The organism is Neobacillus sp. NPDC058068 (assembly GCF_042885335.1).
In the GTDB taxonomy this organism is placed as follows: Bacteria; Bacillota; Bacilli; order Bacillales; family Cytobacillaceae; genus Neobacillus.
In genome coordinates this window covers 149,868-163,156 of the sequence record NZ_JBHVSI010000012.1, presented here as the reverse complement: position 1 = coordinate 163,156, position 13,289 = coordinate 149,868, and the positions used below count along the sequence as shown (strand labels likewise).

The 13,289-nt window shown below is 36.5% G+C and carries 13 protein-coding genes; 1 reads left to right on the top strand and 12 read right to left on the bottom strand.

Going from position 1 to position 13,289, the window contains the following annotated elements; translation table 11 throughout:
• Window positions 1–8: 8 nt before the first annotated feature.
• The 5 genes from ACFVSW_RS15645 to ACFVSW_RS15625 all read right to left on the bottom strand — a co-directional run bounded on the left by ACFVSW_RS15645 (window position 9) and on the right by ACFVSW_RS15625 (window position 4,638).
• Entirely contained in the window at window positions 9–1,106 is a 1,098-nt protein-coding gene (locus ACFVSW_RS15645; protein ID WP_387317589.1) for an ABC transporter permease, read from the bottom strand.
• Window positions 1,103–2,221, bottom strand: a complete 1,119-nt coding sequence (locus ACFVSW_RS15640; RefSeq protein WP_387317588.1) for an ABC transporter permease — start codon at window positions 2,219–2,221, stop codon at window positions 1,103–1,105. The genes ACFVSW_RS15645 and ACFVSW_RS15640 overlap by 4 nt, the downstream gene beginning before the upstream one ends.
• Before the next feature lie 22 nt (window positions 2,222–2,243).
• On the bottom strand, window positions 2,244–3,176 hold the full coding sequence (locus ACFVSW_RS15635) for an ABC transporter ATP-binding protein (protein ID WP_387317587.1): 933 nt from the start codon (window positions 3,174–3,176) through the stop codon (window positions 2,244–2,246).
• Window positions 3,177–3,317: 141 nt separating this feature from the next.
• Complete coding sequence (gene aroD, locus ACFVSW_RS15630) at window positions 3,318–4,082, bottom strand: type I 3-dehydroquinate dehydratase (RefSeq protein ID WP_387317586.1); 765 nt, start codon at window positions 4,080–4,082, stop codon at window positions 3,318–3,320.
• Window positions 4,083–4,098: 16 nt separating this feature from the next.
• Window positions 4,099–4,638 (bottom strand): shikimate kinase, encoded by a 540-nt coding sequence (locus ACFVSW_RS15625; protein WP_387317585.1) that lies wholly within the window; start codon window positions 4,636–4,638, stop codon window positions 4,099–4,101.
• A 330-nt stretch (window positions 4,639–4,968) separates the two neighbouring features.
• Between ACFVSW_RS15625 and ACFVSW_RS15620 the strand changes: the two genes are divergently transcribed.
• Window positions 4,969–5,856 carry a peptidylprolyl isomerase gene (locus ACFVSW_RS15620; protein WP_387317584.1) on the top strand — a complete coding sequence of 296 codons (888 nt, stop codon included), beginning with the start codon at window positions 4,969–4,971 and terminating at the stop codon, window positions 5,854–5,856.
• A gap of 161 nt (window positions 5,857–6,017) precedes the next feature.
• Here the strand turns inward: ACFVSW_RS15620 and sipW are convergent, their stop codons facing one another.
• The 7 genes from sipW to ACFVSW_RS15585 form a co-directional block, all read right to left on the bottom strand.
• Complete coding sequence (sipW, locus tag ACFVSW_RS15615; RefSeq protein WP_387317583.1) at window positions 6,018–6,596, bottom strand: signal peptidase I SipW; 579 nt, start codon at window positions 6,594–6,596, stop codon at window positions 6,018–6,020.
• A 79-nt stretch (window positions 6,597–6,675) separates the two neighbouring features.
• The gene (gene tapA / locus ACFVSW_RS15610) at window positions 6,676–7,323 is read right to left on the bottom strand and encodes an amyloid fiber anchoring/assembly protein TapA (RefSeq protein WP_387317636.1); all 648 of its coding nucleotides are present in this window, start codon (window positions 7,321–7,323) and stop codon (window positions 6,676–6,678) included.
• A 390-nt stretch (window positions 7,324–7,713) separates the two neighbouring features.
• The gene (locus tag ACFVSW_RS15605; protein WP_387317582.1) at window positions 7,714–9,327 is read right to left on the bottom strand and encodes a M4 family metallopeptidase; all 1,614 of its coding nucleotides are present in this window, start codon (window positions 9,325–9,327) and stop codon (window positions 7,714–7,716) included.
• A gap of 132 nt (window positions 9,328–9,459) precedes the next feature.
• Entirely contained in the window at window positions 9,460–11,064 is a 1,605-nt protein-coding gene (locus ACFVSW_RS15600; RefSeq protein WP_387317635.1) for a M4 family metallopeptidase, read from the bottom strand.
• Window positions 11,065–11,181: 117 nt separating this feature from the next.
• Window positions 11,182–11,775, bottom strand: coding sequence for a TasA family protein (locus ACFVSW_RS15595; RefSeq protein WP_387317581.1), 594 nt, complete (start codon window positions 11,773–11,775; stop codon window positions 11,182–11,184).
• A gap of 617 nt (window positions 11,776–12,392) precedes the next feature.
• A complete protein-coding gene (locus tag ACFVSW_RS15590; protein WP_387317580.1) occupies window positions 12,393–12,896 on the bottom strand; it encodes a PepSY domain-containing protein in 504 nt (167 codons plus the stop codon).
• Window positions 12,889–13,086, bottom strand: coding sequence for a hypothetical protein (locus ACFVSW_RS15585; protein ID WP_387317579.1), 198 nt, complete (start codon window positions 13,084–13,086; stop codon window positions 12,889–12,891). The genes ACFVSW_RS15590 and ACFVSW_RS15585 overlap by 8 nt, the downstream gene beginning before the upstream one ends.
• Between the last annotated feature and the right edge of the window lie 203 nt (window positions 13,087–13,289).

Genomic DNA, 13,289 nt, shown 5'->3' with positions numbered 1-13,289 from the left:
ATTATAATTTATTTAGCAATATCTGCCTTTCTAAATGTTCCTAATAAGAAGAAAATAATTGAAAACATTAATAGGATTGATACTTCTTTTACTAGAGAAGTTAGGGAATCGCCATGCAAAAGCTTCTCAATTCCGTGTATAACCCATGATACCGGTGTGAAGTTACTTAACGTCTTGATGACATCCGGCGCAAAGTCGAGTGGGAAGTAGGCGCCACCAAGCATTGCAAGCGGCGCTACCAAACAGATACCAATTAAGCAGGCCTGAACGGTGTTTTTTGAAAGTGAACTGATCGCCACACCAAAGGATACAGAAACTAGTGAAAATAGAAGCAACAAGACAAAGATGGAAAGCCCGGCACTACCAAGGTACAGCTTGTAAACATATTTTAAGATCAGCAGGACAAAGGAAATTTGTATAAACGAAACAAATAGAAAGCTGCTAACAATTTGAAGCATGTACGTTTTAATTTTTACAGGTGCTGTCAACGTTCGATAAAGTGTATGGTTATTTTTATTAAATATTATAAATAACCCTACAATTAATGAAGTGTATAACATCGAAATGATTAGATATCCCAACACCGATCTCGTTCTTTCCGCTCCTTCATTAACGGCTAATTTGTGATTGAGTTGAATCGCTCCATGCTGATCATAGTTGGAAAATTCCTTGGAGAAGGAATCTGGATTATGATCGACGGCCTCTGCAACCATAATGGCATGATTAAGCCATTGTTCTAATAATGCACCTACAGGCTTAGAGAAATTCGACTCCTTAACAGAGTAACTCGTAATCCCTCCATTTTTTCCTTGAATGAGGTTATCTGTAAATCCCTTATCAATCACAACCACATAATCAACCTTTAATGTTTTGAGATCGTTGTTTATTTCTTCCTCTTTCACATGGCGGATTTCAGCTTTTGTTTTTAAATTACGGAATAAATCAGCTGTAAATTCTGTATGATCCTTATCAATTATAGCGACTTTTACTGCAGGTTCCTGCCCAATAAATCCTAACGTCGTAAAGGCAAGAGGAAACAACAAGATAAAGAAAATCTGAACTTTATTGCGAAAAATTCTTTTTATAGAATTCACGAAAATGGTCATGCAATTCTCCTCCTTCCAGTAATAAATGTAAGGGTAACAACAATAATCATATATACTACTAATCCGAGAATATTCGATTGTGCGAAGGTACCATCATAAATATTGGTAAATAACGCCTTTTGCGCATAGGTGTTGGGTGAAAGGTAGCTGAGCATTTCAATTACTTTTCCGTCCATTCGTGAAAATCCACCAGCAACTAAAGTAAGAATAGTGCCAACAATAAGGATACTTAAAGCTGATGCCATCGTGCTTTTTGTCAAATACGCCAGAATCATTCCAAAGGCGACTGCAATCGCAGAAAACAAGAATAGTACTAGTAGAATGAGCCATAAGCTGCCATTCCAATTTGCTTGAAAGGCAAATTTTGAGACAAGAAAAATAAATAAGGAGATGCCGTACAAGACAACCGTACTCCCAGCTAATTTCCCCAGGATGATTTTACTAGGACGGATTGGAGCTGCATTCATTCGTAGGTTTGTATGGTTCCCCATATCCTTCGTAATCGCAAAAATTCCAAAAATAGCTCCGAACAACAAAGATTGGAATAATCCTGTCAGCGAATAATAATCAATTCCCCGCGGTATTTTCCCTTCTGTCACTATTTTTACTTCTTTAATTATCGAAGGGTTAGAATTGGGCTGCACTTGCTGCCCATTAATCTTGATAAGTGTGTTTCCAATATTAAAGGTTCGAACAAAGCTTTCTAATACTGGATGAACGTATGAGTTTTTCTCTTTACTGTAAAAGTTAATCTTCACTTGCTTCCCATTTTGGAAATTGTTTGAAATCCCATCTTCAAGATAGATTAACCCTTTTAACTTTCCGGACTTAACTTGATTCATGCCGCTTTCAAGCGTTTTAACTTTTTTCACTTCTAATATTGAACTGGTTTCTTTTGCTGAAAAAAATTCTTTCAAGGAATTGTTTAACAGCCCGTCATCTTTACTGAAATAGCCAACCACTACTGGATCGATTTTCTTTGGGGTATAGGCACTATCCGCCGCTTTTCCAAGAATCAAAATCATTAAAATTGGCAGTAAAATAAATGTAATCATCGCTTTTACATCCCTTACATTGCGAATGAATGTATACCAAGCTATCATCGATATTTTCATTTGATTTACCCTCTTCCTCCTATTAATCTCGCAATGACCTTCCAGTTAGCGTCAAGAACACAGCCTCTAAACTTGGCTTCTCTACATTCAACGATAGAATTTCAATTCCTGCTTCCGACAATAAATTAATCACACGACTGACGTTATGTTCTCCTTTTTTCCCAATCACTTCTAAGCTAGTTCCTTTGATACTGCATTCGCGAATGCTAGAGATCGATTTTATCTGTTCAACGATTGTGTAAGTGACTGAAGATAATTCAATTACCAATTTTTCCTCGGTGGAAACGAACGCGGTAAGTTCTTCCTTTGTTCCCTGGGCAATGACCCTGCCATGGTCGACGATGGCCACTCGCGTGCATATCTCTTCTACCTCTTCCATGTAATGGGAGGTATAAATAATCGTCGAGCCCATTTTGTTTAATTCTTTGATGGATTGTAATATATGATTCCTTGATTGCGGATCAATTCCTACTGTTGGTTCATCCATAATGATGAGCTTTGGATGATGCAAGATGGCGCAGGCGATATTTAATCTTCGTTTCATCCCGCCGGAGAATCCCTTTGGCCGGTCCTTTTGCCAATCGGAAAGCCCTGTAAACGAGAGGGCCTCAGCAATTCTTTCCTTTAAGAGACTTCCTCTAAGTCCGTAAAGCCGCCCGAAGTAATCCAGATTTTCATAGGCCGTTAAGTCTTCAAATAAGGCGATTTCTTGTGGAACGATTCCGAGCTCCTGCTTAACTTCCATTTCATGCCGCTTGATTTCTTTTCCAAGAAACTTTACTTCCCCGCCATCATACTGAGTAAGGCTTGAGACAATACTGATAGTCGTTGTTTTTCCAGCTCCATTTGGTCCCAGCAAGCCGAAAATTTCTCCTTCTTTTACAGCAAATGTTATATGATCTAATGCAAGGAAATCACCATATCGTTTAATTAGATTGTTCACTTCGAGTAACATGCTTCCAACTCCCTTTTCGTTTTCTAATGTAATCATATTCCAAATTAAGTAGCCCTTATAGTGACTGGAAGAATAAGTTCATGTGACAATTGTCATGTTTATTAATGCAAAAAAGCACTCTGCGAGTGCTTTTTTGATTGATTATAAATTTGAATGTAAAAGGTTAATTGTCCTGCGTAATTCGACCACATCGATTTGTCCTGGGGCCGATGTCTGCTTTGCCGCTCCAAAAGTGAGAGCTGAACCAAATATTTCACCAGCTAGACGGCTGATAAGCCCTTTGCCCGCCATCGACATGGTTATGATTGGTCTGTCTGCGTATTGTTCGTTCATTGTGTTTGTTGCGTCTAAGAGGGTTAAGACATCTGATGAACTTCTTGGCATCACCGCAATCTTAGGAATATCTCCACCTAATTCCTGTGCTTTCCTTAGGCGTGAAACAATTTCATCCTTTGGCGGAGTTCTATCAAAATCATGATTAGAGATAACGGCAAACACGCTATGTTCGTGCACTATTTCAATGAGTGTATTTATCTCCTTTTCGTCATTAAATAGCTCAACATCAATAATATCTACATGTCCGGATTCAGCGATTAACTTATTTAGTTCAAAGTAATAATCGGGACTGATTTCCTTTTCGCCGCCTTCCCTTGCGCTGCGGAATGTAAAGATAAGTGGTGTGTCAGCCAGGATTGCACGGATTTCTCCCAATGCTGTCTTAACTTCCTCCATATCTTCTACATGTTCAAAAAAATCCACACGCCACTCAACGATATCTAAATCTAGAGTTTTTAGGTAGACAGCTTCTTCCTTTAGTTGCGATAGAGTTGCCCCTACCATTGGAACACAAATTTTTGGCGCCCCTTCACCGATGGTCAGCCCTCTGACTGTTAGAGTTTTTTTCATTAACTTCCTCACCTTCTCAATAACACAAAATATCAACATCCACTATTAATTTACGTACAATCTCATCAGCTATTTCCTCTGCATCCTTGTTGTCAGATGCAATCTTCAGGTGGTGATTAGCATAAATTTCTTGTCTGTTATAAAAAAGCTTTTCCATTTCCTCGATTGACTTTCCATGTAACACAGGGCGGCTGACAATAATTAAATCTATTCTATCCTTCCAACCCTCAAAGGATAGATCAAGGAAAATAACAATGGAGGATGCTAAACACAGCTGTCTGATTTCTTGCTGTAAAAAAGCGCCGCCACCTACAGAAATAATCTTAAGCTGCTTTTCGGTTAGGCTTGCTATTAATTCTTTTTCTCTTTCTCTAAATGCCTTTTCACCAATGTTTTTAAAAATCTGTGATACGGGCATATCGAATTCTCTTTCAATTTCTTCATCAATATCAATAAATTTACGATTTAATTTTTGGGCTAGAAGTTTCCCAATCGTTGTCTTCCCAACACCCATAAACCCTATTAATAGTATATTTTTTTTACATTTATTTTCCAACGCATTCCCACTCCCGAAAGAAAAGCAATCTCTATTTATATTATTATTTGAGTTTATTCCTTATCAACATTTTTGACAAGATAATACTCCCCTTTAAAACTGAAAATGTTTAAGTATAATTTCCGGAATACAGGTTATTTTTTATATTCTTAATAACATACAATAAATTTTACCATATGACAAATTCCCCCATTTATTTTAAAAAAATATCTAAAAATATTATAAAATTTCTAATATTGTTAATATTTGTTTTACAATCGTTCGTTTTATGATACAGTAGTTATATAAACAAAATACTAGAGTAAATCAGTAGAGAGGTGCATTATTTATATGAAAAAAACAATTCTTGTTATGTCAATGGCTGCCGGATTGTTAACTTTTTCCGGCTGTAGTAGTACTCCAACCGGGAAAATTGTTGCCGAAACAAAAGTTGGGAGTGTAACAGAAGAAGACTTATTAGCTGAATTAAAGGCTGGTTATGGCGATCAAGTAGGAGAAGCACTTCAATCAATTGTTTTAACCAAAATTCTTTCTAAAGATTTTAAAGTAAGTGACAAAGAAGTAAATGATGCTATTAATAAAGATAAAGAAAAGATGGGAGATCAGTTCGAGCAGGCAATTCAACAAAGCCAATATAAAACATTTGAAAACTATAAAAAAGGAATAAAATTGAGTCTCCTAATGGAACAGGCTGCTAAGAAGGATTTAAAAATATCAGATGAAGACTTAAAAAAATACTATGAAGACTGGCAGCCACAGATTAGAGCCAGCCATATTTTAGTTCCAGATGAAGAAACCGCAAAGGAAGTTAAAACGAAACTTGATAATGGCGGTTCATTTGAAAAATTAGCCCAAGAATATTCAAATGACGACCCAACTGCTGTTTGGGGCGGAGACTTAGGTTGGTTTAGAGCAGGTGACATGGTTCCTGAATTCGAAAAAGTAGCATATAAATTAAAAAAAGATGAAATTAGTGACCCTGTTCATACTATTCATGGATGGCATATTATTCAATTAACGGATAAAAAAGAAAAAGAATCTTTTGAAGAAGTAAAAAAAGAGCTTGAGAAAAAATATGTATTAGAACACGGAAACCCAAGTGAGGTCATTAGTAAAGTTTTAAAAAACTCAAATATAAATGTAAAGGATAATGATTTAAAGAAAACCTTCGATGCGCTTTTAAAGAAGGATTCTGAAAAAGAAACTACGAAAAAATAAAAATCAAAATAATAGTATATTTTAAAGAGGCACATTACATCGTAATGTGCCTCTTATAACTCCAAATGTCCAGATCGTTCTTCACTCTATCTTCTTCTGCTCTATATATTTATCTCCTCACTAAGTTGTTCCCCTACAATAATGAATAATTTTCATTGAAACTAAACTATATCCTCTTTCTTTTCCAAATTTTTAGTTTTCACATCAAGTTCTTTTAGTCCGCGGTAGATAATAAAAGTTGCATAACCTAGTAGCAAAATACCTGGGCCAATGAGCAAGAGGGCAGTGCCTTCTTTTGATTGAGCAAAGTTAATGAAGTATCCAATATAAGGTATGGTAAATCCCGAATAGATAGCGACAACATTATCAGATAAAACTGGATCCTTATCCGAAGCATTGTTGTTATCACCTTGGGTTACATATAGAATATTTTGTCCACTTTCTGTAACACCCATAATTCTATGAGTTACTAGAATTCCTTCATTTGTTTTGAATGTAATAATATCATCTTTTTTAAGCTTGCTTCTTGCTTCCGAGTTTAGTGGTTTTACCCCGATAATAGACCCGGTTAGAAAAGTCGGTTCCATTGAACCGGATAAGACGGCTTTTAGCTGATATCCAAAGAGCTGGGTCTCTCCTTTAGATGCTTTTGAGGAGATTACAAGAAAAGCCATAAGGACCAAATTTAAAAATAAAACTAATGTAATTAAGTTGCTAACTACTTTCAAAATCTTTTTCATGCTTTTCACCTACCTTTTCATTTTTAATAAATGAAACGTAATCAATTAGTAAGCGCCTCAATTTCCTCTAATAAAAACTTTAAGTATGTCCTTCTTTATCTACACTGTCTTCGGATAACTCATTTTCGACTTTACTAGATTCATAATTATTTTCTATCGAAATGTTTGTTTTTTCCTGTTTTTCAGTGTTACCATTCTCATGGATCTCACTTAAAGAATTTATCTTGTCTTTTATACGGACTTCAATTTTCCCACTCCAGAGTTCCTGCACACCCTTTCCTGGATGATCTTCGTCAATCATCTTAAACATGTAGAATCCACTTTTAGTTGGTGTAAAAGCTAATAATAGTTCTTGATCTTTTAAAATCGGATTAAATGGTAGAGTTTCTGAAATCTTGCTTCCATTTTTCGGGTTACCCTTTTCAATAAAATAAATCTCATACTTCCCACTTGTTTTCATATCGGCCCCGGAGTTCTTGAGGGATACGTATATTTTTTGACCATCAAATTTTTCATCTGTAAACTTTAATTTACTGCAATCCCCATGACCGTGATTATCTGAACAACCTAAATTATCTTGACTCTCCCAAGTTCCTGCCTGTATTACTCCACTTACAGTACTAGTATGAGAAAAAGAAGCATTTGTCTTACCAGTAACAGGAACAAGGGCCCACAAAAATAAATAGAATCCGGCTAACAGTTTAACAACTATCCAAGTTGAATTTATTTTCCTCCAAAATATCCCTAATGTTCTGTATCGTATCTGAACCCCTCCTCACGGACTTCGTTTTTTCTCTAATTGTAATTATTTTATATAAAGAACAATTAATCTTAGTTTATTTCATCAGTATTATTTTGGAAAAGTTCAAATTCATCCATTTGTTCTTTATAAACTATCGTTTTCGTTCGTTTTCTTGAATATACTCCGTTTTTCTTAATATTTAGGATTTTCTATTAATTTATCATTTCACTAAATAGTAAAAATAATTCTATGTAAGTGAATCTCTTCTTCCTATGTTCAAGTTATACAATGGGATTATATCCCTAGCTCTATCGTCCATATTAGAACTTTGATAGAAGAAGGTGTCCAAAAATTCATAGGACACCCTGCTAAATATTAATCGATTCCTACTGCAGTGTAAGCGGCTTGGACAGCTTTAACTTCATTGGAGCTAGCTCCATATAAATCTGTGGCGGCTTGGATGGCAGCTTGTCTCATCATTTTAAAGTTTGAACTTTGTGTTAAATATAACGATAGAGCACGGTAATAGATTTGCTCTGTTGCTTCCCGGCCAACACCCTTTACGGTTACACCATAATGGGTTCCCCCATCAGATATAAGATATGCTGCCTTGTTATTAATACTGCTGTTGATGTGAACTCCGCCGCTATCTAAGGTACCGATATATCTTTTACTCCAATGGTCAGGAGAATAGCCGCTTTCTGTTCTCACATCAACAATTTCAGCAGGATTACTCATGGAACGAATCGCGATTTTTTCATCTTTATTTACTACAACGTTCTCGCCGATTAGCCAGTTATCTCTGTCCACCATTGCGCCAAATATGTCAGACATGGATTCATTCAATGCTCCGGATTCATTTCGGTAGGTTAAATTGGCTGTATGTTGAGTAACCCCGTGGGCCATCTCATGGGCTGCCACATCCAATGCTGCTGAATAAAATGCCCGTGTGATTCCATCACCATCGCCATACGACATTTGTACACCATTCCATGATGCATTATTCCATTTATCACCAACATGTACAGCAGAAATCAATTGTTGCCCTTTATTATCGACAGAATCACGCCCAAATGTGTTTTTAAAATAATCATAGGTCTTCATTGCATTTCCATGTGCATCCACACTAGCTCCATCATGAAAAGATTTAGACAAGCTTGTGACAAGGACATTTTTTCCGCTTGACTGATCATATGTGATAATACCCTTTCCACGTGAAAACCCACGAAGCTCATACAATCCATCAATAAATTGAACATCCAACAGCTGTTTTGTACCAAGTACCCCCATTCCAAATGCACTTAAATCCTGTGCTGCATTATAATGATCCACAATATTTCCATTTATTGCATCAATGAAGTAATGCCAGTATCCAACCTTGGGATTGCTAGTAGAGGCTTTGACAAGGTAAGTATTATAAAACGTTCCATCATGTTCATAAATAAACTGTTCCGCATTAATTGGACCATCGTATTGGTCTACCTTGCCAATTTTCTTTTCAATAGCTTCTTTAGTTATTTCAATCGCTTCATTTTTGGAAATAGCAGCATCAATATTGATATTTTTATCGTCGAGATTTGGCACAACCTCGCCGAAGAATGATGTAACATTATCGCTTTTATCCAAGGCTAAGGTAGATTCAGAACCAAATATAGGAATTCCCTTATATTGTTCAACAAGCCTAAAGTGGTGAGTTCCTGTTCCTGGGTCCGCATTTTCTTCTTTAACTTTAAAGTGGTTTTTCATGTCCCCTTTAAGTTTAAACTTTTGGCTATTCTCTGTGAGATAAGAAAAGGCAATATCTCTTTTGCTTAGACCTTTTTTTGTTTTTGGAGCCCAGGTTTCACCGATGAAGGAAGGGGTACCATACTCAGAACTATACTGAATCTTTGATTCCTGTGCACTTACGGTTGAACCAGCTGTAGCGAACGTCCCAAGGGCAACGGACAGAGCCAAAGTAGAGGAAATCACTTTTTTGTTTAATTTCAATTGTCTAAACCTCCAATATAAAATTTAAACTACTATTTTGCTAGACATTATCATAGCACGTGCAGAACTCTTTTTCCGAAATAAGAGGATGCCCCAAATGGTTAAGTTTGAGACACCCTCTTTTTTGCATAATTAATTAACACCAACAGCTGTATACGCTTGTTGTACAGCTTTAACTTCTTTTGAGCTAGCTCCATATAAGTCTGTCGCAGCTTGAATGGCTGCGGATCTCATCATAGAGAAGTTTGAGCTTTTTGTTAAATATTTTGTAAGGGCACGGTAATAGATTTGTTCTGTTGTGTCACGCCCTACCCCAGTCACTGTAACACCGTAATGGGTCCCGCCTTCCGAAATCAGGTAAGCAGCTTTATTATTAATACTGCTGTTGATATGAACGCCGCCACTATCTAATGTGCCAATATAGCGCTTGCTCCAATGGTCTGGCGAGTAACCGCTTGCAGTTCTAGTGTCGATAATTTCAGCCGGATTACTCATAGAACGAAGTGCTCTATTAGGTCCAGATTTAATAAGCTTCTCTCCAATTAGCCATTCTGGATCTCTGTCAACCATTTTAGCAAAGATATCAGACATAGATTCGTTTAGAGCACCGGACTCATATGAATAGATTAAATTGGCTGTATGCTCCGTTACTCCATGAGTCAACTCATGCGCAGCAACGTCTAATCCGCTGGCAAAATTGTAATAGTTAACCCCATCACCATCACCATACGACATTTGTCTTCCATTCCATGATGCGTTATTCCAGTTGTTATTTACATGGACAGCAGATATCAATTTAAATCCTTTATCATCGACTGAATTACGCTCAAAGGTCTTTAGATAATAGTCGTATGTCTTTTGTGCAAATGTATGGGCATTTACTGCTGCCCCATCTGTAAACATTTTACTTAGGCTCGTTACCATTTTATTTGCATTCTTTGCGTCATTGGTGACGATCCCTTTTCCTCTAGTCGTATCGTTGAGTCCATATACCCCATCAATGAATTGGGCTTCAAACATCTGCTTGTCGTTAAACACTCCGTTACCAAATGCGATGACTTCATCAGATGCATTGTATCGATCGACAATATTTCCGTTTGTAGCATCAATGAAATAATGCCAATAACCAACCTTAGGTTCAACAGTAGACACTTTTACTAGATAAGTGTTATAGAAAGCGCCATCATGTTCATAGATAAACTGTTCAACATCAAAGTCACCATCATATTGGTCAACCTTGCCAATTTTCTTTTCTATACCTGCTTTTGCTATTTTGATAGCTTCAGCATTGGAAATAGCAGTCTCAGTATTAATCCCTTGATCATCCAGATCAGGCACTACCGAGCCGAAGAAGGAGGTCACATTATCATTTTTATCTAAAGCAATCGTTGAGTCGGATCCGAAAATTGGGATTCCCTTATATTGCTCGATAAGTCTAAAGTGATGAGTTCCAATTTTTTCATCTGCTTGTTCTTGTATTACTTTAAAGTTTTTCTTCATGTCACCTTTTAGTTTAAACTTTTTTCCATTTTCCTCAAGATAAGAAAAGGCAACATCCCGCTTACTTAACCCTTTTTTCGTTTTTGGGGCCCAAGTTTCACCCATAAAGGAAGGTGTTCCATACTCCGCATTATACTTGACATGTGGTTCCTGCGGACTTGCAGCTGAACTACTTGTTGCAAAAGTTCCAAGTGCAATGGATAAAGCAAAAGCAGAGGAAATAACTTTCTTATTTATTTTCATTTAACTATCCCTCCAAGTAATATCATAATAAATTTCATTTGGATGATGAATCTTCAAGGACTACAATTCTATATTCTATGAATAATAGCCGGTAAAGGTTAGATAACTATCTTATTTTGCATCTCCAGGCATTTGAGAAGCGATAAATGTCCAATCAAGATTAAGAGCGTCTCCTTGGAACACGTTTTGATCCTTACCATTATCAACGAAGTCAAACTGTACCCAAAGGTCATTTACTGCGCCAGGTTCAAGCCCGCCATTCTTTTTAAAGAATGGATCTAAAACAGTCTTCTGAACAACATCAGGGCTCATTGCTTTTAAGTCTGATAGCGTTGTTTCAAAGATAGGTTCATTTTCTTTGTCCCAATTCCATAAGAATCTTACCATAATGTGTTTCCCGAAATCTTCCGCGCCGTTATTACCTTTGGCATCAGTAACGGTATAGGCAGTTTTTAATTGCACATCTTTGATTCTCAATGAGCCGTTATTAGCCAAAGTGAAATCACGCATTATCGTATCGCCAGGTTTAAGATCCTTAAGGTTAACAATCACACCAGGATCAACAGATAAATCCAATGTGCCTGCAGCAAATGTATTATGCGTTACTTCTGTATCACTGAAGAATGCATATGTACCCCCGCCGATTAATGATAGTCCGAGTGCTGCCGAAGCTAAGCCTAAACCAAGTTTTTTCTTAATACCCACTTTATTTCCTCCTCTTCATCTTTTCCTTTAAAAATATTTCCGCATCCCTGATGATCAATGAGTCGTTCCCAAAATCTTTCGTTCTTTAGTGCAATAACTCACCTCACTTTTTAATTAAAGGGTTTGATTGTAACTAAAGTAGGAACTAACTAGTTACTAATCTGGTATTAGAAACACAACTTTAATTATTCTTAATTGAGGTTATATTAATTCTCAATGGAGAACAATTGATTTTAGTATAAACTAGGTTACTAAGATTTCAAACTTGCAAATATGACCGTTTATACTTTAAAAAGAACCTTTTTCTCCGATTATCGAATTATTTCTCCCTTTTTCTCTATTTTCCGAAAAATGCGAATTCAAATCTTTTATTCTATTACTATTGAAATTATTATTGGGACTACTAGCATATTAATGAGAATATTTTCCCTAAAAATATTCTATTTCCTCGTTCTTAGACTTAATGATACTACGCAACAAAGAACATTTTATTTCTAGTCAAAGGAGCTATGTTAGGCCCTTCTACCATAATTATTAAAAAGAAGATGTCCTAAGTGGAACCATCTACTTGGTACTAGGAATCACCATTTCATGCTTTGCTTGTTATTGAAGTCCCTCTAATCAAACGCTTCCGCGGCATTATAGTTATCCACAATGTTTCCGTTAGTGGCATCAACGAAATAGTGCCAGTAGCCTACCTTGGGTTCTACCGTTGAGGCTTTTACGAGATAAGTGTTGTAGAACCTACCCTCAAATTCATAGATATATTGCTCGGCGGTCACATCGCCATCATACTGTTTTACTTTTCCAATTTTCTTTTCAATCGCTTCTTTCGCTATTTTAATAGCTTCCTTGTCAGAAATAGCTGCAACTTTATTGATGTCTTTATCATCAAGGTCAGGTAATACCTCACCAAAGAATGCCATTACATTATCATTTTTGTCTAATGCAACTGTTATATCAGAGGCATAAATAGGGATACCCTTATATTGCTGAATCAATCTAAAGTGGTGAGTTCCCGTTTTTTTATCAGCCTGTTCTTCTATCACTTTAAAGTGGTTTAATTGCAATTTAGGGCTTTTCTTTTTAAGATAGGCAAAGACTATGTCTTTCTTACTCATGCTTTTTTTTCGATTCCGGCGCCCTGTTTTCTACAAACAACGAAGGTGTCATCTGTCCATCAATAGGTTCAATCTTTGGACACAGGGCCTCAATTTCCAGAGTAGTGGCAAGCGAACCAACCGTAGAAAATGTCCCGAGTACAACGGACGGGGCAAAACCATTAGAAACCACTTTCTTGTAAATTTTCATATTCTCGCTCCTCTAACAAGTCTATGATTCGATTAACTTCTTTAGCAAAATTTTTATGATATACTCTCACCAGCCACTAGATAAATCTAACTTAAGAGTAAGGACTGGTGAGATATTATGTCGACTCAATTCATGAACTAGGAAATCTTAGTACCTCATATAAAAAATCTTGCTATCTAACTCTTTTACCTCTTAATTTCAAA